Origin of the sequence: Exiguobacterium sp. s40, assembly GCF_018617905.1 — a bacterium.
Taxonomy (GTDB): domain Bacteria; phylum Bacillota; class Bacilli; order Exiguobacteriales; family Exiguobacteriaceae; genus Exiguobacterium; species Exiguobacterium mexicanum_A.
This window is the reverse complement of the sequence record NZ_JACSLC010000003.1, coordinates 215023-240455: the sequence shown is the minus strand read 5'-3', so window position 1 is coordinate 240455 and position 25433 is coordinate 215023. Positions and strand designations below refer to the sequence as shown.

The 25433-nt window shown below is 53.8% G+C and carries 26 protein-coding genes; 19 read left to right on the top strand and 7 right to left on the bottom strand.

Annotated features, from left to right (window positions below; all coding sequences use genetic code 11):
- Nucleotides 1-299: 299 nt before the first annotated feature.
- On the top strand, nucleotides 300-590 hold the full coding sequence (locus KNP02_RS14840) for a hypothetical protein (protein ID WP_251129200.1): 291 nt from the start codon (nucleotides 300-302) through the stop codon (nucleotides 588-590).
- On the top strand, nucleotides 572-2248 hold the full coding sequence (locus tag KNP02_RS04395; protein WP_251129199.1) for a glycoside hydrolase family 3 protein: 1677 nt from the start codon (nucleotides 572-574) through the stop codon (nucleotides 2246-2248). Before KNP02_RS14840 ends, KNP02_RS04395 begins: the two co-directional genes overlap by 19 nt.
- Nucleotides 2249-2289: 41 nt before the next feature.
- On the opposite strand, the gene KNP02_RS04390 is transcribed toward KNP02_RS04395, so the two are convergent.
- From KNP02_RS04390 to KNP02_RS04380, 3 genes are read right to left on the bottom strand one after another with little or no spacing between them, the layout of a single operon-like run.
- On the bottom strand, nucleotides 2290-2580 hold the full coding sequence (locus KNP02_RS04390; protein ID WP_214751457.1) for a hypothetical protein: 291 nt from the start codon (nucleotides 2578-2580) through the stop codon (nucleotides 2290-2292).
- Between the two features lie 56 nt (nucleotides 2581-2636).
- The gene (locus KNP02_RS04385) at nucleotides 2637-3482 is read right to left on the bottom strand and encodes a DegV family protein (protein WP_214708364.1); all 846 of its coding nucleotides are present in this window, start codon (nucleotides 3480-3482) and stop codon (nucleotides 2637-2639) included.
- Nucleotides 3483-3486: 4 nt separating this feature from the next.
- On the bottom strand, nucleotides 3487-4335 hold the full coding sequence (locus tag KNP02_RS04380) for a lipoate--protein ligase family protein (RefSeq protein ID WP_214708365.1): 849 nt from the start codon (nucleotides 4333-4335) through the stop codon (nucleotides 3487-3489).
- A 100-nt stretch (nucleotides 4336-4435) separates the two neighbouring features.
- Here KNP02_RS04380 and KNP02_RS04375 point away from each other — a divergent pair, with 100 nt between their 5' ends.
- Together KNP02_RS04375 and KNP02_RS04370 are read left to right on the top strand one after the other, a co-directional pair.
- Entirely contained in the window at nucleotides 4436-5731 is a 1296-nt protein-coding gene (locus KNP02_RS04375; protein WP_214708367.1) for an HD domain-containing protein, read from the top strand.
- 23 nt (nucleotides 5732-5754) lie between these two features.
- A complete protein-coding gene (locus KNP02_RS04370) occupies nucleotides 5755-7341 on the top strand; it encodes a Na/Pi cotransporter family protein (RefSeq protein ID WP_214708369.1) in 1587 nt (528 codons plus the stop codon).
- A 40-nt stretch (nucleotides 7342-7381) separates the two neighbouring features.
- Here KNP02_RS04370 and KNP02_RS04365 read toward each other — a convergent pair whose 3' ends face one another.
- Complete coding sequence (locus tag KNP02_RS04365) at nucleotides 7382-7570, bottom strand: 2-hydroxymuconate tautomerase (protein WP_012727443.1); 189 nt, start codon at nucleotides 7568-7570, stop codon at nucleotides 7382-7384.
- Between the two features lie 165 nt (nucleotides 7571-7735).
- Here KNP02_RS04365 and ypfJ point away from each other — a divergent pair, with 165 nt between their 5' ends.
- The 9 genes from ypfJ (at nucleotide 7736) to KNP02_RS04320 (ending at nucleotide 16101) form a co-directional block, all read left to right on the top strand.
- Complete coding sequence (gene ypfJ, locus KNP02_RS04360) at nucleotides 7736-8590, top strand: KPN_02809 family neutral zinc metallopeptidase (RefSeq protein ID WP_214708371.1); 855 nt, start codon at nucleotides 7736-7738, stop codon at nucleotides 8588-8590.
- A gap of 107 nt (nucleotides 8591-8697) precedes the next feature.
- Nucleotides 8698-9546, top strand: coding sequence for a MurR/RpiR family transcriptional regulator (locus tag KNP02_RS04355; RefSeq protein ID WP_034779356.1), 849 nt, complete (start codon nucleotides 8698-8700; stop codon nucleotides 9544-9546).
- Nucleotides 9543-9998: a GNAT family N-acetyltransferase gene (locus KNP02_RS04350; RefSeq protein ID WP_034779353.1), complete on the top strand. Its 456-nt coding sequence runs from the start codon at nucleotides 9543-9545 to the stop codon at nucleotides 9996-9998. The genes KNP02_RS04355 and KNP02_RS04350 overlap by 4 nt, the downstream gene beginning before the upstream one ends.
- Before the next feature lie 144 nt (nucleotides 9999-10142).
- Complete coding sequence (murQ, locus tag KNP02_RS04345) at nucleotides 10143-11036, top strand: N-acetylmuramic acid 6-phosphate etherase (protein WP_214708373.1); 894 nt, start codon at nucleotides 10143-10145, stop codon at nucleotides 11034-11036.
- A gap of 12 nt (nucleotides 11037-11048) precedes the next feature.
- A complete protein-coding gene (locus tag KNP02_RS04340) occupies nucleotides 11049-12422 on the top strand; it encodes a PTS transporter subunit EIIC (RefSeq protein WP_214708375.1) in 1374 nt (457 codons plus the stop codon).
- 53 nt (nucleotides 12423-12475) lie between these two features.
- Entirely contained in the window at nucleotides 12476-13528 is a 1053-nt protein-coding gene (locus tag KNP02_RS04335; protein WP_214708378.1) for a DUF871 domain-containing protein, read from the top strand.
- A 57-nt stretch (nucleotides 13529-13585) separates the two neighbouring features.
- Nucleotides 13586-14089, top strand: a complete 504-nt coding sequence (locus tag KNP02_RS04330) for a YwhD family protein (RefSeq protein ID WP_214708380.1) — start codon at nucleotides 13586-13588, stop codon at nucleotides 14087-14089.
- A gap of 157 nt (nucleotides 14090-14246) precedes the next feature.
- On the top strand, nucleotides 14247-15509 hold the full coding sequence (locus tag KNP02_RS04325) for a dicarboxylate/amino acid:cation symporter (protein ID WP_138858736.1): 1263 nt from the start codon (nucleotides 14247-14249) through the stop codon (nucleotides 15507-15509).
- Between the two features lie 58 nt (nucleotides 15510-15567).
- On the top strand, nucleotides 15568-16101 hold the full coding sequence (locus KNP02_RS04320) for a TVP38/TMEM64 family protein (RefSeq protein ID WP_214708382.1): 534 nt from the start codon (nucleotides 15568-15570) through the stop codon (nucleotides 16099-16101).
- Here KNP02_RS04320 and cls read toward each other — a convergent pair.
- Nucleotides 16077-17606, bottom strand: coding sequence for a cardiolipin synthase (cls, locus tag KNP02_RS04315; RefSeq protein WP_214708384.1), 1530 nt, complete (start codon nucleotides 17604-17606; stop codon nucleotides 16077-16079). The two genes, KNP02_RS04320 and cls, sit on opposite strands and share 25 nt — an antisense overlap.
- A gap of 132 nt (nucleotides 17607-17738) precedes the next feature.
- On the opposite strand from cls, the gene KNP02_RS04310 reads away from it, so the two are divergent.
- A complete protein-coding gene (locus tag KNP02_RS04310) occupies nucleotides 17739-17882 on the top strand; it encodes a hypothetical protein (RefSeq protein ID WP_161787553.1) in 144 nt (47 codons plus the stop codon).
- A gap of 38 nt (nucleotides 17883-17920) precedes the next feature.
- Here KNP02_RS04310 and KNP02_RS04305 read toward each other — a convergent pair whose 3' ends face one another.
- A complete protein-coding gene (locus KNP02_RS04305; RefSeq protein WP_214708386.1) occupies nucleotides 17921-18841 on the bottom strand; it encodes an EAL domain-containing protein in 921 nt (306 codons plus the stop codon).
- A gap of 205 nt (nucleotides 18842-19046) precedes the next feature.
- Here KNP02_RS04305 and speE point away from each other — a divergent pair, with 205 nt between their 5' ends.
- From speE to KNP02_RS04285, 4 genes are all read left to right on the top strand, one after another.
- The gene (gene speE / locus KNP02_RS04300; RefSeq protein ID WP_114165210.1) at nucleotides 19047-19886 is read left to right on the top strand and encodes a polyamine aminopropyltransferase; all 840 of its coding nucleotides are present in this window, start codon (nucleotides 19047-19049) and stop codon (nucleotides 19884-19886) included.
- A complete protein-coding gene (gene speB / locus KNP02_RS04295) occupies nucleotides 19883-20764 on the top strand; it encodes an agmatinase (RefSeq protein ID WP_034779331.1) in 882 nt (293 codons plus the stop codon). Before speE ends, speB begins: the two co-directional genes overlap by 4 nt.
- A gap of 2 nt (nucleotides 20765-20766) precedes the next feature.
- Nucleotides 20767-21135, top strand: coding sequence for a Na-translocating system protein MpsC family protein (locus KNP02_RS04290; RefSeq protein ID WP_214708388.1), 369 nt, complete (start codon nucleotides 20767-20769; stop codon nucleotides 21133-21135).
- A gap of 193 nt (nucleotides 21136-21328) precedes the next feature.
- Nucleotides 21329-22279 (top strand): sodium-dependent bicarbonate transport family permease, encoded by a 951-nt coding sequence (locus KNP02_RS04285; protein WP_214708390.1) that lies wholly within the window; start codon nucleotides 21329-21331, stop codon nucleotides 22277-22279.
- A 36-nt stretch (nucleotides 22280-22315) separates the two neighbouring features.
- Here the strand turns inward: KNP02_RS04285 and KNP02_RS04280 are convergent, their stop codons facing one another.
- Nucleotides 22316-23068, bottom strand: coding sequence for a homing endonuclease associated repeat-containing protein (locus KNP02_RS04280; RefSeq protein ID WP_214708392.1), 753 nt, complete (start codon nucleotides 23066-23068; stop codon nucleotides 22316-22318).
- A gap of 418 nt (nucleotides 23069-23486) precedes the next feature.
- Between KNP02_RS04280 and KNP02_RS04275 the strand changes: the two genes are divergently transcribed.
- On the top strand, nucleotides 23487-25406 hold the full coding sequence (locus tag KNP02_RS04275) for a polysaccharide biosynthesis protein (RefSeq protein ID WP_214708394.1): 1920 nt from the start codon (nucleotides 23487-23489) through the stop codon (nucleotides 25404-25406).
- Nucleotides 25407-25433: the final 27 nt, after the last annotated feature.

The following is a 25433-nucleotide window of genomic DNA, read 5'->3' as shown; positions in this document are numbered from 1 at the left end:
CTAACAAAAAGAGTTTACCAAAGATGGAGTCGAATTCGAACCAGCGAAATTATTGGCTTTGCCGATACAGATCAGGCGTGTGTCAAAACAGATTGTATATGTCAAAATAGTTACGCTTTCATTGATAGTGTTGTCTCTCCTTTTTTGAGTTGTTATACTGACGTTGACCACCTGAATAAGGACCATATGTAACTGATACGATCAGGCATGGGGCGAACGAGCGTTGGTGAGGCAACGCTTCTTCCTCCGTGCCTTTTTGTTTGGGGGTCGGGGAAACTTTCAAAAAGGAGTGAAGGAATATGAACAAGGCACTGAACTGGACGGCAACACTCGGACTGACGACAGCGCTACTCGTCTCATCGGCCCCGCTGGCGAACGCGGTTGTGGCGGAGGAGACACCGGTCCCGTCGATCGAGCAGCGTGTCGACGCCAAGCTCGATTCGATGACGCTTGAACAAAAGCTCGGCCAAATGATCATGCCAGACTTCCGATTATGGAACGGGGCGAACCATACGGCGCTCGCGACAGATGTAGCACGCGTCATCGATCGGTTTGACCTCGGGGTGTCATCTTGTTCGCGGAAAACGTGACCGAGACCGAACAGACGACGAAACTCGTCCACGACCTCCAAGAAGTCGTAAAACAAGACGCAAGCAACGACGTACCGCTCTTCATCACGATCGACCAAGAGGGTGGAATCGTGACACGGCTCGGAACGGGCACGAACTTGCCGGGCAACATGGCGCTCGGGGCGACACGGAGCAGCCAGTATGCATACGACGCGGGGAATATTATCGGTTCGGAGTTGAACGCGCTCGGGGTGAACGTCAACTTCGGTCCGGTGCTAGACGTCAACAACAACCCGGCCAACCCGGTCATCGGCGTACGCTCGTTTTCGAGTGACCCAGAACTCGTCGGCGAGCTCGGCTCGGCGATGATACAAGGCATTCAAGACCAGGGCGTCGCCGCGACAGCGAAGCATTTCCCGGGTCACGGTGACACGGCGGTCGACTCGCATTACGGACTCCCGATTGTCGACAAGTCGCTCGAAGACTTGCGCGGTCTCGAGTTGTTACCGTTCAAACGAGCCATCACCGAAGGCATCGACATGATCATGACGGCACACATCGGGATGCCACAAATCGAGGATGAGGTCGTGAACTCGCCGCGCGGCACGTTCCCGCTTCCGGCGACGCTCTCGGACGACGTCATCACGGGCGTGTTACGGGAAGAGATGGGCTACGACGGGATCGTCATCACGGACGCTTTGAACATGCAGGCGATCGCCGACAACTTCACGGAAGCGGAAGCGGTCATCAAGACGTTCGATGCGGGCGTTGATATCGCGCTCATGCCGACGATTTTACGGTCGAACGCGGACGTCGTGAAGCTCGAGACGATTTTTGAAGACGTCATGGGCGCTGTCGAGGACGGACGCCTGTCAGAAGAGAAGATTGATGCAGCGGTCGAGCGGATTTTGACGCTCAAAGCGGAACGCGGCATTTGGCAAGAGTCGGTCGACACGACAACGCTCGAGGCGAAACTCGCCGAGGCGAATGCGGTCGTCGGCAGTGCCGAGCATAAAGCGAAAGAACGTGAAATCGCCGAGGCGGCCGTCACGCTCGTGAAAAATGACGACAAGACGCTTCCGTTCAAACCGAAAAAGGGTGAGACGGTCCTCGTCTTGTCGCCGGCGAAAGATCAGACGGACAGCATGATCAAAACGATCAAGTCACTTGAGAAAAACGCCGGCAACATGAAAGACGTGAACGTCATCGCCGCGAACTATACGGCATCGACGAAACACTTAGATCAAAACCCAGACTTGAAAGCGAAACTCGATGCGGCCGACTATATCATCGTCGGCTCGAACGTGAACAACAGCGCCAAGCTGAAATCGACGTCGGCTGACAACTACGTGCCGGCCGAAGTGTTCCGTTACGCGAACGAGACGGGCAAGAAGTCAGTCTTGCTCAGCCTGCGTAACCCTTACGATGTGGCGGTTCAGCCGGACGCACCGGCCCAGCTCATCATCTACGGCTTCAAAGGTGACCCGAACGGACCGGACTCAGAGGCGGGCAATGCCAAATCGGCAGGACCGAACCTCCCGGCCGGCATTCGCGCCATCTTCGGCGAAGTCAAACCGACGGGCAAACTCCCGGTCGACGTACCCACGTTCGAGAACGGCGTGTTCGGCGACGATCTCCACCTTGAATTCGGTGACGGATTCCGCAACTGGAATAAATGAACAAAAAACCGCGAGCGCCCCATGAGGGTGCTCGCGGTTTTTCATTTGAATAACGTATCAAGGATGGCGTAGTTGACGGTTTCGAACTCGCGGTCACGGAGACCGTGTCCTTGTTCCAAATTAAAACTGTAAACGACATGCATGACACCATCGCGTCGTTTGACAAAAAAGTCGTACATGATGTCCGGTTCATCAACTAACGTGACATGGAACATGGTACCGAATTGAGTAATACTGGCATGCGATGAATAAGACGAATCAGAAAGTGCATGATGTTCCTGCAAATAATTCTGAAGAAACCGTCGTTTATTGGCTTCATCGATGTGAAACAACGCATATGCTCCAATAATCAGGAGTAATCCGATCGTGAGCCAAACGCGTCGTTTCGTCATGCTTCAAAATAGCCGACGACAAGAAGACCCGGGCCTGTGTGCGCCCCGATGGCCGAACCGACAATCGTTTTCGTGACGTGCGCCGGGTTCACATGTTCCCGTAACAACGCCTCGAATTGGTCGGCTTTGACTGGATCATCGCCGTGGCCGATGAAGACGTGCCCACCCTCGACGAGCGGTTTCGACTCGGTCATCCATTCGACGATGCGGCGTAACACTTTCTTGTGACCGCGCACCTTCTCGATTGGGACGAGCTTGCCGTCTTCGACTGTCAAAAGCGGTAGAATCGTCAACAAATCCCCGATGAACGCGCTCGCTTTTGAGACACGACCTCCGCGCATCAAATACTCGAGCGATTCGACCATGAACAAATGACGGATTTTGCCGACGAGCGACGTCGCGTAGGCGATCGTCTCTTCATACGTATGATCTTGGCCATATTCAGCGACCGTCTTGACGAACAGTCCTTGGCCGACGGACGCGGCACGCGTATCAAGAATATGGAACGTGCTGTTCGGGTATTCTTCTTTAAGTAGGTTGCCGACCATGACGGCCGTCTGATAGGTGCCTGAAAGCTCACCGGAGAAGGCGAGGTACAGGAACGGGATTTCCGATTCGAGATGTTGACGGAAACATTGTTCGAGGCGGGCCGCCTCGATTTGGAACGTTTTCGGCGTCTTCCCGGCACGCATCGCGTCGTACACGTCTTTTGGTTGAATCGTCTCACCGTCTAAAAATTCGTCGTTGTCGATGACGACACCGAGCGGTAGCATTTCGAGACCGTACTCGACGATCTGGTCTTGGGTCAAATCGGCGCCGGTATCGGTTATGATTTTAAACATGCGGTCACTCCTCTATTAATTGTTGTTCAATCTCACGGATCGGTTCATTGCGCTTCCACATCCGGTCGAGCTGGGTCACGAGCGTCGCTTGCTCTTCCGCATCGAGAGTGCCAGGTATGAGCCGGCTCACGTCACTAAGGACGGTGTAGGCGCGGCGCAACACGTCATCGACGGTGAGCGGGATACCGAGCAAGTCCTCGAGTGACGCCATCGTCTCAGGGACGATGGCCGGGTAGGTGAACTTTGTCGCTTCGCCTTGGATGGCGCGCTCATAAAAATCACGGATGAGGGCGGCGCGTTCGCTCCCGCTCTTGCGAACGCTCAAATAAATTTGGACGGCGACACCGCCACGGACACGGCGCTGTGAGATGCCCGCGAACTTCTTGCCACCGATGGATAAGTCGAAACTGCCGGGGCAGTAAGACCCAACGATTTCGCCAGCGACAATGTCTGTCGTCACGTCTTGAAACATGAGTTGGATGAGCGACGTCATCGCCTCGTAGCCGCTATCGATTTGAATCCCGTCTTTTTCAGGTAAAATCAGGGATAAGTTCAATACGTCTTCATCCAAGACGACGGCAAGCCCTCCTGAATTTCGCACGACGGGACGGAATCCATGTTCATGTAGAAAACGGATACCGTCTGACAAGTGAGGCAGGCGGGCGTCTTGAATGCCGAGCACGACCGTGTTTAGATGAACCCAGGCCCTGAGGACGGCACCAGACGTTGCGGTCGACGCACAGAGCGTGTCGTCCGTCGCGAACGATTGCTCGGCTTGGAACGCCGGACCGAGCGAAGACTGGTCAATGACACGGTAGGTCGGTTGTCGTAATAATGGATGGGTCATATACATAATTCCTTTTCAATAAATAATTTCCTTCCCATTATAACATGGGAGGAACAACGTGCTAGAAGTCGAATCCAATCATTAATGAAACGTAGGGGGCAACGTCATGTATACGTCACGAGGTCAATTGTCAGGATCGAAAGTGTTCAAAGATCCGGTTCACCGCTATATATATGTCTACGATCATCTCGTCTGGGAATTGATCAACACGAAAGAGTTTCAACGCTTACGGCGCATCAAACAGCTCGGGACATCATTTCTGACGTTCCATGGCGCCGAACATACCCGGTTCCATCATTCGCTTGGCGTCTATGAGATCGCCCGGCAGCTGATTGACCAATTTCACGAGTATCCAGAGTGGGACGACCGCAACCGGGAGCTGTTGCTCGCAGCGGCGCTCCTGCACGATGTCGGCCACGGTCCGTTCTCACACGCGTTCGAGCACGTCTTCGCCGTCCGTCACGAGGTATGGACCGAACGAATCATCCTTGGCGACACGGAAGTGAACAAAGTGCTGTCGGAGATGGGCGTTGGTTTCCCGGAAGAAGTAGCGGCCATCATCAATAAGACGCACCCGAACCGCTTGCTCGTCAATATCCTCAGTTCGCAACTCGACGTCGATCGGATGGACTATCTGCTCCGCGACGCCCATTTCGCCGGTGTCAGTTATGGGAAGTTCGATCTTGAGCGGATGTTGCGAGTGTTGCGTCCCGATGAAGATCAAGTCGTCGTCAAACAGTCGGGGATGCATACGATTGAGGACTATATCATGCGTCGCTATCAAATGTATTGGCAAGTCTACTTGCATCCGGCGACGCGATCGAGCGATTTATTACTCAAAGCCGTGCTCGAACGGGCGCAAGAACTATACGAATCGGGTTATTCTTTCGAGATGACCCCAAAGCATTTCTTGCCGATTTTTAACCATGAAGACATGACGCTCGAGCATTATTTGAAGCTCGATGAGACGATCGTCTATTTCTATTTTCAGGAATGGATGGATGAGGCAGACCCGATTTTGGCCGACCTTGCGAGCCGCTTCGTCAACCGTCGTTTGTTGAAGTATAAAAACTTCCCGGAAGCGAACCGCGTCCGCTATATGGACCGCTTGCGTTCAACGATGGAGGCAATCGGTTTACCGATCCGCTACTACTTGCTCGAGGATCAGCTCAGCCAATTGCCATACGATTTGTATAAAGGGCACGGGACATACGAAGGCATCTATCTCAAGATGAATGACGGCGACCGCCGGGAAATTTCGGAAGTGTCGATGCTCGTCCAATCGATTTTAAACTCACGACAGTCCGACGAGAAAATCTATTATCCGGAGGACGTACTGCTCAACTTGAAAGATCACGCATCAGAAAAAACATGGATGTTGTCAACGTTACGAGGCGATTGAATCGTTGAAAAGGAAGTGACACCATGGGGATCGGCACATTGGTCGGGGGAGTCGGCATCTTCCTGCTCGGAATGATGTTATTGACGGATACGTTGAAAAGCATGGCCGGGGAACGGCTCCGGCAACGGTTGAATCGCTTGGCTGAAGGACCTGTTTCGGGTGCCTTTCTCGGAGCGACGATGACGACGTTGTTTCAGTCCTCGACCGTGACGACGCTCATGACAATCAGTTTTGTCAGTGCCGGCCTGCTGACGTTCACCCAAGCGCTCACACTCGTCATCGGAGCGAACGCGGGTAGCGCGACGACCGGATGGATCGTGGCGCTCTTAGGTTACAACGTCGATATCCGCGAGCTGTTGCTCCCGCTCATCGGGGTCGGCATGGCGCTGCGCTTGATTGGCCGGCGCGTCAAACGCATCGGCATGCTCACGGTCGGACTTGGCCTCATTTTTGTCGGCATCGGAACGCTCCAAGAGGCGATGCGGGAAGTTGTCACGTTCTCGTTCGCCAGTTGGGAAGCGGACACACCGCTCCACCAACTTGCGCTTCTCGGTACGGGTCTGTTGATGACTGTTTTATTGCAGTCTTCAAGCATCGGTCTTGTCTTGACGATGACGGCGCTCGCGACCGATACGGTCACCCTTGCCCAAGCGTGTCTGCTCGTCTTAGGGCAAAGTGCCGGTACAAGTCTCGTCGTCGTGCTCGGGTCAATCGGAGGCTGGAAGTCGGCCCGCCGCATCGTCTTGGCGCACGTGCTCGTCCACGGCTCGATTTTACTCATCGGCTGGCTAACCTTCCCGCTCTTGTTCGGCGTCGTCAACGGTGTGGCCGACCGTCTCAATTGGAATGAACTGTTGCGGCTCGCCTTGTTCCAAACCTCGTTCCATTTGCTCGGTGTGTTCACGTTTTTGCCGTTCCACGAGGCGTTCAGCCGTCGGTTGCTGAAGTGGGTCCCGAGCCGGGCTGAGAAGCTGACCCGGTTCTTGAACCCGAACATGGCTCGCATCCCGACGGTCGCGCTCGAAGCGGCCCGACGCTCGTTGATTGAAATCGAGCGCTATCTCGCCAAAGAGACGAAACTGTTGCTAGCGGAAGGACGAAAGCGCGACGACGAGCTCCAACTCGTGGAGAAGACGCTCGGGGACGTCCGTGTCTTTTTGAGCACGATTCAATTGGAAGAAGGGCGAGGACGCAACGACTATGGCCAACATCTGTCACTCCTCCATACAATCGATCACTTGGAGCGGTGGCTATTCGTCATGCGGGAAGTCGAACCGGTTGATGCGCTCCGCGATACAGATTTTCTGGTCGCGCGTCAGCTCGTCCTGCATGAGCTCGACATGGTCGACACGCTCAATCATCATACACCACCGGAAGAGTCTCGGCAGTGGAAGACAGCCTCGAAACAGCTCGCCGAGTATCGGAAGGCGCACCGGGCCGAACTGCTCGAGGAGACGGCGGCCAATCAACTCGAGATGGACCAAACGATTCAAAAGGTGCAGGCGCTCCTCTGGCTCGACCGAATCGGCTATCACATTTGGCGCGCGACGCGTCACCTCATTAAACCGACCGTCCCGAGCGAGCGGTTTGAAGTGAATTTAGAAGACTAAACAACGACCGCCCTCCGATTTGGAAGGGCGGTCGTTTCGATTACTTCTTGTCCGCGTGCATAACGCCGGCTTGGCCGTAGTGCGTTGCGTCCATCTCTTCGATAAAGACGGTGATGTTTTCTTTCGGGGCGTTCGTCGTCTCGGAGACGGCGTCCGTCACTTTTTCAATCAAGGCACGTTTTTGTTCGACCGTGCGGCCTGGGAGCATTTTAACAGTTACGTATGGCATAACATTTCCTCCTTTTAGTTCGTTCCCTTTCATTCTAGTGAAAGGTGGGGCGAGTGGAAAGCAGAAAATCGATTGAGTGCGAGGCTTGGTTTAAAAATACAGGTGCGAAACGATCGAAAACGGGGTATAAAACAAGGACAGACTAGTTGTAGGAGGAACAGACGGATGAAATGGAAGGGTAGACAAGCAAGTCGAAACGTCGAAGATCGACGAGGGCAACGTGTTGGAGGAAAAGGCATCGCAGGAGTCGGTGGGGGCTTCGGTCTCATTCTAGTTATCGTCTTCACATTGCTCAATGGAGGCAGTCCGGCAGACATCGTCAATAATATCGGAATCGGGGAACCGCAATCGGTCGGAACATACGAGGGGTCGGCACGTGAAGAAGAAATGGCGGATTTCGTATCAGTTGTACTTCGTGATACCGAGGAAGTGTGGACCGATTTGTTTGCAAAAAACGGCCTGACGTATCGAGAACCGACACTCGTTCTGTACAAAGGTCAAGTCCAATCGGCGTGCGGGATCGCGGGGTCGGCGGTCGGACCATTTTACTGTCCAGGTGACCAAAAGCTATACATTGATTTAAGTTTTTATGATGAGCTCAGTCAGCGCTTCAATGCTCCAGGAGATTTTGCGATGGCATATGTCGTTGCCCATGAAGTCGGCCATCATGTCCAGACGCTACTCGGTACGTCGGATAAGATTATGCCGCTCCGCAACGAGATGAGTGAGACACAGTTCAACAAATATTTGGTCCGTTTCGAACTCCAGGCCGATTATTACGCGGGCGTCTGGGCCCACCACGCCCAAGGGCTAGGGTATCTCGAAGCCGGCGACGTCGAAGAGGCACTGAACGCAGCACACCAAATCGGGGATGACACGCTTCAAAAACAGGCTCGTGGTTATGTGACGCCAGACTCGTTCACGCACGGGACGTCCGAGCAACGAAAACGTTGGTTCGATAAAGGGTTCCAAAACGGGACGATTCAAGGCGGCGATACGTTCAATGCCAAAAACTTATAACGATCAGGTCAAGCTTCGGCTTGGCCTTTTTCATATCCAAGTTGGCTTGTGCAGAAAGAATCCGCTATCATGGAAACAGAAACTAGAAGTAGGAAGGGGATGACCCGATGGAATCCTTACTCAAAAAAATCGAACTCGCTAAAAGTGAGATGACGTCTGTCGAGAAGAAAATCGCAGACTATATTTTGACCCACTCGACGCTCGTTCCGAACATGACGACGAAAGAACTTGCTCAAAAGACGGATGTGTCAGAGGCGAGTATCGTCCGGTTCGCCCGCGTCGTCGGCATCGACAGCTTCAAGGCGTTCAAGCTCGCCCTCGTCAAAGACTTGGCCATCACCGAGACGACACTCACCGACTTCAACGTGTTACAGCAGAAAGACACACCGTACGATTCGTTTCAAAAAGTCATTCATGTGAACAAGATGGCGATCGAGGCGTGCGCCGAGGCGATGGACAAACGCGAGCTCGAGCATGCGATCGATACGTTCGCCCGAGCGAATCGGGTCGTGTTTTATGGGGTCGGCGGCTCGTCGACGGCGGCGTACGACGCCCAGTACAAATTCACGAAACTTGGCTATGCGGCCCAGACGTCGCAAGACTTCCATTACATGTTGTCACTCATCCCGCATCTCGGACCGAACGACGTCTTTGTCGCCATCAGCACGTCGGGTCGGACGAAAGATGTGCTCGAACTCGTCCGCTTCGCCAAGAAGAAAGGGGTGCCGGTCGTCGCCATCACGGACCTCGATAAATCTCCGCTCTATCGGGAGGCGGACGTCCGTCTTTGCACGCCGAGCGTCGAACGTGACTTCCGGATCGCGAGCATCGCGTCACGGATGACCCAGTTGACGATCATCGATACGCTCTATATGGGTCTGTTGCACCGAAAAGGCGAAAGTTTGATTGACCGTTACGCCGAGGCGCGTGACGAGATGGTGAAGTTGCGCCGATGATTCACGTTTATGATGCGACGTGGCGCGACAAGGTCGCGGCGTTCTTGTTGCGGCAGTCGGCGTTCGCGAGCTTGAACGGACAGACGCCTGAAGCGTTTCGAGACGAGAATTTGACCGACTTTGAAGCCGAAGGGACCGTCAGCCTCGTGTTTGAAGAAGGAAACGTCATCGCGGTCGCTGATTTGTTGAAAGAACATCCAGTCGACGGATCGCTCTGGCTCGGCCTGTTCGTCGTCGACGAACGATTTCATGGTACCGGCGTCGCACAACGGCTGTATGAGCAACTTGAACAGGAGTATATGCGCCCTTTCCAGACGGTGTTTCGGCTCGGTGTCTTGCCGCACAATGAACGGGCACATCACTTTTGGGAACGACAAGGTTATGTGTACGAAAAAGATTCCGTCACGGCACGGGGCGACCACGTCCACGTGATGAAGAAACTGGTCGAATGAAGGGCTCGGTCCGATATGGGCTGGGCTTTTTCTATGGAATGGGTAACATCCTCATTTCATTTATGAAATTTTACTTCCTTATTTTTTTAAATAAGTTTGACTTTTAATTTCAAGTTAGTACAATGAAATCAGAGAGAAGAAAGGATGGTGGCGATGTTAGACAAACTGGCTACTGAAAGACGGAATGAACGAACGATGCACTTGGACGAGATGGCGGTCGAGGAGTTCCTCGCGGTGATGAACGAGGAAGATCAATCGGTCCCCCACGTCATTAAAGAAGAGCTATCGGTCATTGCCGAAGTGACGAAGCGTGCCATCGAATCCTTCAAACAAGGCGGGCGTTTGATTTATATCGGCGCAGGGACGAGCGGACGGCTCGGTATCTTGGATGCGGCAGAATGTGTGCCGACGTTCGGCGTATCACCGGACATGGTCGTCGGACTCATCGCCGGAGGAGAGCGTGCGCTCATCAAAGCCGTCGAGGGAGCAGAAGACAGCGAGGATTTGGCAGTCAATGATTTGAAAGCGCTTCACTTGAGCGAGAAGGACACGGTCGTCGGAATCGCCGCGAGCGGCCGGACACCGTACGTCATCGGTGGGCTCGATTACGCCCGTGAAGTCGGGGCGACGACAGCTGCGTTATCATGTAACAAAGGATCAAAAATCAGCGATCATGCCGAGTATAAAATCGAGGTCGAGACGGGACCGGAAGTATTGACCGGTTCGACCCGTTTGAAAGCAGGGACGGCGCAAAAACTCGTCCTCAACATGATTTCGACGGCATCGATGATTGGGGTAGGGAAAGTGTATCAAAACCTGATGGTCGACGTGCAGCCGACGAACGAGAAGTTGGAAGTGCGGGCCAAACGGATGATTGCGGAAGCGACAGGGGTCGACGAACAGACGGCCGCGCGTTATTTTGATTCATCCGGTGGGCACGTCAAGACGGCGATCGTCATGATTTTAGCCGATGTCCCGCATGCGGAGGCAGTCGAGCGATTAGAGCGTGCGAACGGATTCGTCCGTGACGCATTATAAGGGGGAATCGAGATGAAGAAAGAAGAGGTTCTTGCGCATGTGATACTCGAGCATGTCGGGGGAAAAGACAACATTCGTCAACTCGCGCACTGTATGACACGTGTGCGTTTGGCGCTCAAGGATCCGACGAAAGCGGATTTTGCCGCCTTGAAACAAATCGATGGTGTCATGGGTGTCATCGATGATGAGACGTTGCAAATCGTCGTTGGCCCGGGGACGGTCAACCGCGTGGCGGACCATCTCAGCCGCGAGACGGGGCTCGCCATCGGAGAAGAATCGGTCGACGCGAACTTGACGCCGGACGAACGGGCCGCCATCGAACGACAAAAAGTGAAAGACAAACAGAAGTCGCCGTTCAAGCGCTTCTTACGTCGCTTAGGGAATATTTTCATTCCGCTCATTCCAGGACTTGTCGCTTCAGGTATCATTAACGGAGGAGCCAACTTCGCGAAGAACGCCGGGGTTGACCCGACGGAAACGTGGATGCAAATCCTCTTATTGCTCGGTAGTACGGTATTCGCCTATCTCGCCATTCTCGTCGGTTGGAATACGGCAAAAGAGTTCGGCGGGACGCCGGTACTCGGTGCCATCGCCGGGGGGATTCTCTTCAACCCGGTGCTCGCGGACATCACCATTTATGGGGAACCGCTCGTCGTTGGGCGGGGTGGACTGTTCGGGGTCATCTTTGCCGCTTGGCTCATGACGTACATCGAGAAACATGTCCGTCGCTTCATGCCGACAGCGGTTGATATCATCTTCACACCGCTTCTCACGGTGCTCGTCGTCGGTTTCACGGCGCTCTATGCGATCATGCCGGTCGCAGGCGTCTTATCGGACGGTATCATGCAAGGTCTTAACGCCGTGCTCGAAGTCGGTGGACCGGTCGCAGGGGCTGTTCTTGCTGGATTCTTCTTGCCGCTCGTCATGGTCGGATTGCACCACGGACTCACACCGATTCACTTGGAGTTGCTCAACACGGTCGGTAACACGGCACTCTTGCCGATCTTGGCGATGGCCGGGGCCGGACAAGTCGGGGCAGCACTTGCCATCTTTGTGAAGACGCGCAACCAACGCCTCCGTAACATCATCAAAGGGGCGATCCCGGTCGGATTCCTTGGCATCGGTGAGCCGCTCCTCTACGGGGTCACGCTTCCGCTCGGTCGTCCGTTCTTGACGGCTTGTATGGGAGCAGCGGTCGGAGGCGCATTCCAAGCGACGATGAAGACGGCAGCACTCGGGATTGGGGTCTCGGGTCTCTCGCTCACACCGCTCATCGACAACGGCATGTACTTGACGTACATCGCAGGTCTTGTCATTTCGTACACGGCAGGCTTCGTCTTCACATATTTCTTCGGATTCAAAGAAGAGATGGCGGACGGAATTTAACAACCGAGGCGGCTCTTTGGAGTCGCCTTTTCATTTAATGAGGAGGTTTTCTGATGAAAGGATTATCGGTATATTTGAGCGAACCGCTCACGTCAAACTTCAAGGCATGGGTCGGACGCATGCGTGAGATTGGCTTTACGTCGATGTTCACGTCCCTACATATTCCAGAGGACGACCCATCCGTTTATACGGAACGATTGCGACAGCTCGGCATACTCGCACGTGAACTCGACATGGAGCTGTTCGCCGATATTGCGCCAACGTCGCTTGCCGCGCTCGGCAAAACGTGGGATGATGCCCACACGCTCGTCGAGTGGGGTGTGACCGGACTGCGCGTCGATTACGGCGTGACCCCAAAACAAGTCGCCGACTTGTCGACGCGGATGACGGTCGCCTTGAACGCGAGCACGCTCACAGAAAGTGAGCTCGCGGAGATGAGGCGGCACGGTCTCGTGACGGACAACGTCGAGGCATGGCACAACTTCTATCCGCACCCAGAGACGGGGCTTGATCGAAACTGGTTCGACGACAAGAACGATTGGTTGAAACGCCAAGGATTGAGCGTTCAAGCGTTCATCCCGGGAGATGGGTCACTCCGCGGACCGCTGTTTGAACGGTTGCCGACGCTCGAAGACCATCGAACGTTTTCGACGTTTGCTTGTTACTTGGACCTCGCCGATTCGGTCGATCGCATTTTAATCGGTGATCCGGGACTTGCTGACGAGACGATTGAACAGTTCGCTTCAAACGCCGACGGGATGCTCGTCCTCCGGGCCGAAGCGGAGACGACGATTGAGGCCGCCTTCTATCGCGTCCAGACGAACCGGATGGACCCGGCGCGTGACGTCGTCCGTTCGGTCGAGTCTCGGGCTTACGGCCGACCTGGGGACCGCTTGCTTGAACCGATGGATGCGAGACCGCGTCCGCTTGGGACGATCACGGTCGATAATGCGGATTACGGGCGCTATGCCGGCGAGATGCAAGTGACGAAACGGGATCTTCCGCCTGATGCACGAGTCAACGTTCTCGGCCGGGTCATCGAGGCAGACCGGCCGCTCATCCGTGCCATCGGACCGGGGACGACGTTTCGGATTGAATGGTGCTGACGTTCCGGATTGCCACATTCCCTCGTCTTTGTGTACAGTAGAGAGGGAGGGAAGTCTATGAAAGAGATTAATTTTAACATCGTCGCTGACGATTCGACCGATGGCCACGGTGGTTTTGGGGTCGGTTCGCTCAGTTTGAACAATATGTCTCCCGTCATCATCGATGTCGAGGCGGGGACCGCGGTCATCGATATGGGGGCCATGCATGCCAAATCGGCGATTGAGAAACGTATCAAGTTTTTGACGGATCCAGAAGCGGTGCCGAACGGGAAACCGTATTGGATCGTCTGGGTCACGGTCGGTCGGAAGCCGGAAGGGTTCTATTATGGCGGTGTCGCGGCGTGTGATATGTCGGTCGACCTCGAGGCGCGGCGCGGATACAAGCTGTTGCCGTACCACGTCAACCAGATGGACAAATCGCTCAAAGGCCATATTCTCATCGATATGATGGACGCTCCGTCACGCAACGTGCTAGCCGCGTTTCTGAAAGAACATCGTCCTGAGATTTGGGAGCAATCGACCGAACTTCAAACCGAACTTGCGCGTCTCGATGCCGAGTGAAAAGATTGGACCGTTTTGGTCTCCAATCTTTTTTGTTTTCGTTCAAGTGAAGATGGGAACATGAACTTGTTATGATGTTGTGATTTCACCGTAATTGTATGAATATTCAGCATTATGCTATACTAAACGCACTGTGCAAAAAAGAAAGGGTGACACGATGAGTGAAACGAAGAAAATTTTAATTGGTCTCGCCTTAGGGGTCCTTGTCGGGCTAGGGCTCGCCGGTCTGTCCGGTAACGTATATGACATCGTCAATACGTATATCCTTTCCCCAGTCGGTACTGTATTTTTGAACTTGATTAAAATGCTGGTCGTTCCGATCGTCTTCTTCTCGATCATTCTCGGCGTCATGGGTCTCGGGGACCCGAAAGAGCTCGGGCGGGTCGGATCGAAGGCGCTCCTCTTCTTCTTGACGACGACAGCGCTCGCCATCATCTTGGCGATGGGTGTCGCTTCGGTCATCAAACCGGGAGAACGTGGTGACTTCCAAACGGCAAACCTTGAATTCGAATCGGGTGCGGCTGAAGAGTCGTCAAACATCGTGCAGACATTCGTCAACATGATTCCGACGAACCCGATTCAAGCGCTCGCTGAAGGCAACATGCTTCAAATCATCGTCTTTGCGGCTCTCATCGGATTTGCGATGATCGCTCTCGGCGAACGGGCCAAAACGTGGCGCCGTTTCGTCAAACAAGGCGACCGCATCATGATGCACTTGATTCACTTGGTCATGAAGCTCGCCCCATACGGCGCGTTCGCTTTGATCGCCTCGGCCATCGGAGGGATCGGTTTCGATGCTGTCAAAGCGATGGCGTGGTATATGTTCGCGGTCGTCTTGACGCTATTTTTACACTCGGTACTCGTCTACGGCGGGGCGCTCGTCCTGCTCGGGAAGATGAGTCCGGTCTTCTTCTTTAAAAACTTCTACGAAGCGATCACGCTCGCGTTTTCGACGTCGTCTTCGAACGCGACGCTCCCTGTATCGATGGAACTCGCCCAGAAGAAACTCGGCGTGCCGCGTTCCATTTCCTCATTCGTTCAGCCGCTCGGCGCGACGGTGAACATGGACGGGACGGCGATCATGCAAGGGGTCGCGACGATTTTTATCGCCCAAGTATTCGCGGCTGATTTGACGATGACCGAACTCGTGACGGTCGTCATTACAGCAGTACTCGCCTCAATCGGGACGGCGGGTGTACCTGGTGTCGGGCTCATCATGCTCGCGCTCGTCTTGCAGTCGGTCAACTTACCGGTCGAAGGGATCGCCTTGATCATCGGTGTCGACCGTATTCTCGACATGCTCCGGACGTCGGTCAACATTACCGGCGACGCGACATGCGCGGTCGTTGTCTCGAAACTTGAAGAGAAACACCTTCCACCTGTCGACGAAGACGCGTGGGATGAAGTCGAAGCAAAATAAACAGAAGGCTGACCCGTCATTGACGGGCCAGCCTTTTCACTTGAAGTGAGGGAATTGTATGGAATGGGAAGTGTTACCGCTCCCGTTGTTCATTGTCATCAGCCTTATATTGAATACACTCATCGCCGTCGCCGGTATATTACCGAGCGCATTTTTGACGGCACTGAACGTGCAACTGCTAGGATTTGGACCGGGTGTCGCCGTCTCTATCGTCGGCGAGGCCGTGGGTGCTGTGCTCAGTTTTATTCTTTATCGCAAAGCGCTCCACCGGTTCACGTCACCGGATGGGGAGCGTTTGAAACGGCTCCGCGAAGCAGATGGCGTTGAGGCATGGTTTCTTGTCCTCGGGCTGAGGCTGATGCCGTTCGTACCGTCCGGACTCGTCACGCTGTCGGCCGCGTTCAGCCGAATGTCGCTCCCGTCCTTCGCCGTAGCGAGCACGATTGGGAAAGTGCCGGCATTGTTGATCGAGGCGCTCGCGGTCGCGGCGGTCTTACACGTGGCCGCGGGCTGGCAACTCGGTCTCATCGCGTTGCTCATCGTCCTGTATGCGGTTTGGCGTTTGTCTCAAAGGAGTGGTGAGAAGATATGACAGAACGCTTCGATGAAACGCTTGCCGCTCGATTTCTTGCGAAGCATTGACCAGTCGATGAGAATCGACTCATCAAAGTCTTTCAAGAACGCTTCTTGCAGCTGTTGGATGGACGACGTCTCATACTGGGCGATTGTCATCTCGTGGTTCAAATACATGCTCCTAAAATCAAAGTTAGCCGTCCCGACGAGCGCAATCTTGCCATCGATGAGGACGGTTTTTGCATGGATGAAATGGCGATTGTATTTATAAATCCGAATGTTCCGTTTGAGCAGTTGTTCGAAATAATATTCGGTCGCATGGAAGCTGAACCATTCGTCTCCTTTTCCGGGGACGACGATTCGCACATCGATGCCACGCCGGCCGGCGACTTCTAACAGCGCGAGCAATTCGGGAGGCGGAATCAAATATGGCGTCGTGATCCAAATCGACTCCTTCGCCTCCATCAAAAGCGTAATGAGCCCGTCTCGGATCGTGACATCTTTTCCAGGAGACGTGACGAGTAGCTGGGTCGCCCCGTTATCCGGTTGCGGGTCGTCGATGAAGTATTCTGGCAAATGTTTGCTGTCGGCGAACAAGTCCCAGCGTTCTGTATCGTCTTCATGACCGGCATACAGCCAATTCTCGACGAACAAACGCTGAAGTTCCCGGACGAGCGGTCCTTCGAGGCGCAGATGGGTATCACGCCAAAATCCAAGCTTTTTATATTTCCCGAGATATTCATCCCCGACGTTCAGTCCGCCGGTGTAAGCGATTCGCCCATCGATGACGATCAACTTTTGATGGTTGCGGAAGTTGGCGTTAAAGACGAGGAGCGGGTGGACGACCGGGTCGAACGCTTCGACGTGGACGCGGGACTCGCGGAGCGGTTCGAGAAACGCTTCGCTAATCTCTTGACTGCCGAGGCCGTCATACAAAAAACGGACGGTGACATTCTCGTTGGATCGTTTAATGAGAGCGTCACGAATCTTGAGCGAGATTTCATCGGTCCGGAATAGATAATACTGGACGTGGATATGATGGGTCGCTTGCTCGATATCTTTAATCACCGCATCGAATTTTTCCTCGCCGTTGACGAGCAGTTTCGTCGACGTGTGACCATCCGCACCGGTCGCGCCGAGCTTCTCGAGTGTGCGCGTGAGAGGAAAGCGATCCGACACGTCGTTTGCCGTCTCGATCCGTTCGGCCTCGATTGCTTGCCGGAACATCCGAATCTCGGTCGAGGTCCGTTTGATGCGTCGGTGTCGTCGAGGTGTTCGGCCGAACAGTACCCAGGCGAGGGCACCGAGGAACGGAATGAACAAGACGGCGAGCAGCCAGGCGAGCTTGGCCTGCGGTTGGACATGGTCAAATAAGATATGCCAGCCGACGATGAGCGGAATGAGAATTGCGGCCCCAACTAGGAACGGGATGAGCCCATCGATCGAGTAAAGCAAACCAAGAAGGAAGATGCCGAGTACAATCATGATGAGGAGTTGCCAGACGCGTTGTTTCAACAAGTACACCTTCTTTCTGTTCAGTTGTCATCACTAGATTCATTCCACCGTTTACACGTTCTTAACCTAAAAAACGTTTCAGCATGAAGCGCGAGGGAATTAACCGTACTGTACGACACAACGTGAAAAGGGGTGTTCATGATGAAAAAGAAAGGTGCATTGGCCGCGTCGCTGTTGGCGACGGGCATCATCCTCGGGGCTTGTGGGGGAGCAGAGGAAGAACCGATGAACAACGAAGATACAGAGATGCAAGAAGACATGGACGAAGAGGAAGACGAGGATTAAAAAACGGCCTAGAGCGGGTGCTCTAGGCCTTCATTGCGTCAAAGCGCATAAGGAGACGGTTTACCGAAGTAATAGCCTTGGGCGAGGTCGAACCCGAGTTCGCGACAGACGTCGACTTCTTCGGAGCGTTCGATTCCCTCGGCGAGGATGGTGATGCCCATTGAGCTTGTCAATTGACGTACGTTTTTCAAGAACGCTCGTTTCTCGGCGTCTTGGTCGCAGAAGGAGATGTACGACCGGTCGATTTTGACATAGTCGGGCTCAAGTCGCTTCAACATATCGAGCGTCGAGAAGCCAGCGCCGACATCATCAAGGGCGACTTTCATACCACGCTTCTTATATGTAGAGAACACATGTTGCAAATGGGCGACATCTTGGACTTTCTCCGTCTCAACGACCTCGAAGATGAAACGATCGGGACTGAGTCCGTACCGGTCGATAATCTCGAACGTGTGTTGGAGACAGTAGTCTGGGTTATAAATCGTCGAGGGCAAGAAGTTGATGAACGTCTTCTCGTGCGGCTCGACGGCGTGATACGTCGCTTTGATCGCTTCGGCGCGAGCGCGTTGATCTAGCTTCGAGTGAAGCCCGAATCGGTTCGCGGCCCGGAACAGTTCGTCCGGTGAGACGTTGTTCTGGCTTCTGAGAAGAGCCTCGTAGCCGAATCGTTCTCCGGTGTCGAGATGGATGATCGGTTGCAAGTGGCTCTCGAAGTCACCGTGTTGAATCAATTCGATCGTGTCGCGGTTGGCGATTTGTTCAAGCAGGTCGCTCGCCGAGACGACGGCGGTCTGGCGTTTTGTGGCCGGGTCGACACAGTACACGTCTTCCTCGACAGCGGCGAGGCGTTCCGTCAATTCGTCAAACGAGTCGTACGGGTGGGGCTTGTCATTGACGACGACGAGGCCCCGTTCAAAAAATGGGATGGTCGTGGAGCAGGCGGTACAAGGAGACCACATAGGATCCCTCCTTTCAAATAATCGAAATACTCTCTAATCAATTTATCGGACAAAACTCACCTAAAACTCACACATCGAGATAAATAAATAAAAAAATCGTGCAAAACGGGTACAGTTTTTGTATACTTCCTATCGTATGAATAAGAAGCGCCTCAAAACGCCACTCGCATACGAACAACTTTTTGAACAGAAAGGGGTTCTATCGATGGACCAAAAATTAAAATTATGGTTTACGGAGCACCAAACAGAAGATTACGGAATCACGTTCCGTGTAAACCACGTTTATGAGAGCGAACAAACGGAGTTTCAACGACTAGAAATGGTCGAAACGGACGAGTTCGGAACAATGTTGTTGCTTGACGGAATGGTCATGACGACGGATAAGGACGAATTCGTCTATCACGAGATGGTGGCTCACGTCCCACTCTTCACACACCCGAATCCGAAGCATGTGCTCGTTGTCGGTGGCGGAGACGGTGGCGTCATCCGTGAGATTATGAAACACCCATCAGTCGAAAAAGCAGTTCTCGTCGACATCGACGGGAAAGTCATTGAATATTCGAAGAAATACTTACCAAATATCGCAGGCGAACTCGACAACCCGCGTGTTGAAGTCATCGTCGGTGACGGCTTCATGCATATCGCCGAATCAGAGAACGAGTATGACGTCATCATGGTCGACTCGACAGAACCGGTCGGACCAGCGGCCAACTTGTTCACAAAAGGATTCTACGCCGGCATCTCGAGAGCGCTCAAAGACGATGGAATCTTCGTCGCGCAGACGGACAACCCATGGTTCACGCCGGAGCTCATCCAAACGGTTCAACGTGACGTGAAAGAGATTTTCCCAATCACGAAGCTCTACACGGCCAACGTACCGACGTATCCGAGCGGCATGTGGACGTTCACGATCGGTTCGAAGCAGTATGACCCGGAAGCAGTGGCTCCGGAGCGTTTCCATGACATCGAGACGAAGTACTACACGCCGAAACTTCACAATGCGGCCTTCGTCCTTCCTAAATTTGTGGAGGACTTGACGAAATGATTAAACGTTTCGATGAAGCCTACTCAGGCAAAGTGTTTATCGCGAGCTTGCCGGAAGTGACGGACGCGAAGACGGTCCTTTACGGTATGCCGATGGACTGGACGGTCAGTTTCCGTCCAGGCTCACGCTTCGGTCCGAACCGAATCCGTGAAGTCTCGATCGGACTCGAAGAATATAGCCCTTATCTTGATGGTGATTTGACGGAAGCAGCTGTCTATGACGCCGGCGATATCCCGCTCCCGTTCGGAAACGCCCAGAAGTCACTCGACATGATCGAGTCGTTCGTCAAAGACATCATCAAAGAAGGCAAGTTCCCACTCGGTATGGGGGGAGAACACCTCGTCACATGGCCGGTCATCAAGGCGATGCATGATGCGTATGGGGATGACTTCGTCATCTTGCACCTCGATGCGCACACGGACCTCCGTGACGACTATGAAGGTGAGCCATTGTCGCACTCGACACCGCTCAAAAAAGCGGCCGAACTCATCGGACCGTCGAACTGCTACTCGTTCGGAATTCGTTCTGGGATGAAAGAAGAGTTCGACTGGGTCAAAGAAGTCGGCTATAACATGTATAAATATGAAGTGATTGAACCGCTCAAACGCGTGTTACCGACGCTCGCCGGGAAGAAAGTGTACGTCACGATCGACATCGACGTCCTCGACCCATCGGCTGCACCGGGAACGGGTACGCAAGAAATCGGTGGCATCACGACGAAAGAATTGCTTGAAGCAGTGCACGCCATCGCGAACGCCGACATCGACATCATCGGTGCCGATCTCGTCGAAGTGTCACCAGCATATGACCAATCGGACATGACGGCCATCGCCGCCGCGAAGATTCTTCGCGAGATGATGATCGGATTCGTGAAGTAACGATGCCGAAAAAAGGTCAGCTCGAAATGGAACTGAGTGCTCGGATCACCCAATGGGAGAAAGAGTATCTCGGGCGCGGCTCATTGACGTGTAAAGCAGACCTGCTCCGCGACTTGGCCATCGTGACGCTTCAGGGCGTCTTGACCCCGGCCGAGTACGAACTGGCCGCCAAATCGGCCGGTCGTGAGCAATTGAAGAAATATCGCAATAACCTCGTCGAATCAGGGCGGGCCCAACTCGAGGCGATTTTACATGACTTGCTCGGTCGGCGTCTCGTCTCGCTTCACACGGATATCAGCACGAAGACAGGGGAACGCCTCATCGTCTTTCGACTTGATGCACCATGGGATGGCGGGATTGACAAGCCGTGACGACATTTTTACACTAGAAGCAGAGACGGTTCAGGATTGGGAAGTGTCCGTGCGACATTCCCGTCGTCCTGTCCCGGAGCTGACGAACTAAATACCCGACAGTTGTCGGCTAGACGGAGCGAACGTGTTCGAGCCGTCGGCATGCAGCGCACACCCTTCTTTGGTGTGCGCTTTTGTCGTCCAGGAGGAAAAGATGGAACAATTGATGTTTTTATTGACGAGTGCCCCGGTGCTCCTATTCGTGACAGGTGTGATTGCCGCTCTCGGCAAATCGAATTTGAAGATTCCTGAGTCACTCAGCATCACGCTCAACCTATACTTACTGCTTGCCATCGGATTGAAAGGAGGGATGGGGCTCGCCTCGGTATCGATGGACGAGTTGGCGTTCCCGCTCGCCGTCACGCTCGTGCTTGGTCTCGTACTTCCGCTCGTCGCGTTCGGCCTTGGAGCGTTCTTGAAGTTCACGTTTCCGGAGCGCATTGCCATGGCCGCGACGTTCGGTTCGGTCTCGCTCGTGACGTATGTCGCCGCGACGGCGCAGCTCGAACGTCTCGGCATCAGTTATGAGCCGTTCATGACAACACTCGTCGTCGTCCTCGAAATTCCGGGTCTCGTCGTCGCACTGTTGTTATACAATCAAAGCCGCGTCCTCGGCATCACGGCGGCACCGACCCAATCGCTCACCGTCATTCGTGACAGTCTGCTCTCGAAAAGCATCTTGCTGCTTTTGGCTGGTCTCATCGTCGGGCTGGTCACCCCGGATATGTCGGCATTAACCCCGTTTTTTGTCGATTTGTTCCCAGGCGTGTTGCTGTTGTTCTTGCTCAGCCTCGGCGTAAAGGTCGGTCATCAGCTGAAGACGCTACCGTCGTACGGGATGAAGTTTTTAGTCGTCGGGATGACGTTTCCGCTCGTCGGCGCGGCCATCGGTTTTCTCGCTGCCGGAATGGCTGGACTGTCTGATGGGGGAACGATTCTGCTTATGACGCTCGCGGCGAGCGGGTCGTACATCGCCGCACCGGCCATGCTCCAAGCATCGGTCCCGGAGGCGGAGCCGTCGTTTTATTTGACGCTCGCCCTCGCCGTCACGTTCCCGTTCAACTTGCTCATCGGCATCCCGCTATTCATTTCGATCGTCACTTGAACAAAAGCCCTGTCTCATCGTGAGACAGGGCTTTTGTTATTGGGTGATCGTCTGTTCTTCCATGCATTTTAATGCGGCCGTCCAACTGCCGAAGAGGGCGTTGATGGTCGACGTGCTCGGCACGTTACGTCCTTCGGCCCATTTCCGGTAATGCAGAATACTGAAGTGTGACAATTCATGTTTCGCGACGCGGAGGGCTTCGATGACATCTTCTTCGTCCCATTTCCGTTTCGGCGGGGCGATGTCGAGGACGAACAAGGCGTAGCTCCAAGATCCATATTTCCGGGCGATCGTCGCGACTGTCGGATAACCGCATTCTTGGGCCCAGATGGCGTAGTGCTGGGACGTAAGACGTTCGAGTTCTTCGGATGCTTCAATCAAGGCTTGGATGATGCGCTCTTCGTTGTTTTTCGCGGCGGTCGTCTGAAGTTTCGCTTCCCGGAGCGCGTTCGACCAAGAGCCGAAACGACTGCTGATCAACGTGAGCGACGGGGAGCGTGTCACTTTCGACCATTCCCGATACGTTTGGCTCGTGAAGAGCGGTAACTCCTCGGCGGCTTGATTCAACGCGCGGAGGATGTCTTCATCCGAGTAGTAATGGAACGACATTTGGATTTGGGCAGCGGCGAGCGCCTCGCGCCAAGACCCGAACTGATGGATGACGGTGGAAAGGGACGGGACATTTTTGGTTTGCGACCATACACTATACCGTTTCGAATCGAGCTCGGCATGTTCTTGAGCAGCTAACTGCAACGCTTGTACGATTTGAGGGCGTGTCCATTTTTTCATCTTGGTGTCTCTCCTTTGGAGGGAGACGCAGCGAGCGTCTCGGAAGGTCTCTTGGTGTGAATGAACAGCATGTATTGGTTGAAGAGTCAACGAGCTAGTCAAAAAGGATGCTTACGATCGATTTCTACCTCCTTATGTGACGTTTTAGCTATGTTCAAAATAATGTAAACGATACCCAATTCGGGTTATATGTATTTCCATTTCCCGTTTGTCCGACAATTATTCATTATGTGAATGAAATCATGATAATAATTTCGTGAACTCCTTTTTCGCATCTATGTCGTTAATGAGAAAAAGCTCGTTTTATCTTTAAACTTGTTGAGGATAGTCGGGTAGTTTACTAGCATCGACGCATCTTTTGCGCATTCCAACCTACACCACGAACGAACAACTCAGACTCTTGGAGGTGCGAACTACCATGGCAACACTCGTGAACGTCTATCGGAAGAATCAACGCAATTTGCTCTTTTTATGTCTCGACATCTTGATCGTCTCGTTTGTATTGTACGCGACGTTTGAACTGATGTTCTCCACGATCACGTCGTACGCGGCACTCGAATCGAGCGAGATGTTGATGATGGTCGCCATTAAAATCGTCAGCTTCAGTCTCGTCGGGAGCGTCTTGAAGATTCATCGCATCGACTGGCGTTACGCTTCGGTCCATGAGATGAAACAAGTCGCCATCGCCTTACTGAGCAGTGACTTGGTGTTGTACGCCTACAACCAGTTCCACTTCGGGGCTGGCCTTGGGATGATCATCGCCGTACAAGGGTTGCTCGCATTCAACCTCATCTTGTTCACCCGCTTCTTAGCCCGCAACCATGTGTTTGACGTGTTCAAACCCCATTCGAACCATCCGGGACGAAAAGCACTCATCATCGGAGCCGGGGATTCCGGACAGTTGATTGTCCGTGAGTTGAAAGAACATCGGACGACCGTCCTCTGCGTCGTCGGTCTGCTCGACGACAACCCGCAACTGCAGGCACTCTACATCCACGGTGTCCCGGTCCTCGGGATGACGAACGATTTGGAACGCATCATTCAAGAACATGGTATCGAAGTGGTTATTTTGGCCATTCCAAGCTTGGCTTATACACGGCGTCTCGCCTTGCTGAAACGAATCGAGAAGACAGGAGCCGAATCCCACGCCTTGCCGATGATTTCGGAACTGGCGACCGGAAAAGTCTCCATCAACGAGATTCGCGAAGTGAAAATCGAGGATTTGCTAGGACGTGAGCCGGTTCAATTGGACATATCTGGAATATCTCGCCATGTCGAAGGCGCGACTGTGCTCGTCACTGGCGCCGGTGGATCAATCGGCTCGGAGTTGTGTCGCCAATTGATCAAATTCGCCCCGGCAGAAATGATTCTCCTCGGTCATGGGGAGAACAGTATTTACTTGATCGAGCGAGAGTTGCGTGGGCTCGGTACGGAGACGATCCTGCACCCGGTCATCGGGGATGTGCAAGACGAAGCTCGGCTCGAAGATGTGTTCCGTACGTACCAGCCGGACATCGTCTATCATGCCGCCGCTCATAAACATGTGCCGCTCATGGAAGACAATCCGCTCGAAGCCGTCAAAAACAATATTTACGGGACAAAACATATGGTCGATGTCGCGGCCCGGCATAACGTGAGCCGCTTCATCATGGTCTCGACCGACAAGGCGGTCAATCCGACGAACGTGATGGGCTCGACAAAACGAATCGCCGAGATGGTCGTCCAAGAGAAAGCCCGAACGAGCGAGACGATCTTTGCAGTCGTACGCTTCGGAAATGTCTTAGGCAGTCGCGGCTCGGTCGTACCGCTCTTTAAAGAACAGATTCTCCGGGGCGGACCGGTCACCGTCACCGATCCTGAGATGACCCGCTACTTCATGACCATCCCGGAAGCGAGCCGGCTTGTCATCCAAGCGAGCGTCTTGTCCAGAGGGGGAGAGGTTTTCGTGCTCGACATGGGCGAGCCGGTCAAAATCATCGACTTGGCGAAGAAAATGATCGAGTTGAGCGGTTTTACGACCGAACAGATCGACATTGAAGTCACCGGCATTCGTCCGGGTGAGAAGTTATATGAAGAATTGCTCGCCGCGAGCGAACTCGGTCCAGAAGCGAACGTCTTCCCAAAAATCTTTGTCGGCCGGACCCGTCCCTTCACGACCGTCGCTTCCGTCCTGCATCTCATCGAGACGTTACGGGATGACCGGGAAGCCTTGACTTACTTGTTGCTCTTTATCGCCAATAGTGACGATCTTGATCGAGACATCGATCGTCTCTTCACGCACGGTGTGAAACGGATGCGTCCCTATATCGCCGGGACACGTCTCGCTGACGGAAATTGAAGGTCATCACGATTGAAGAGGGGGAGA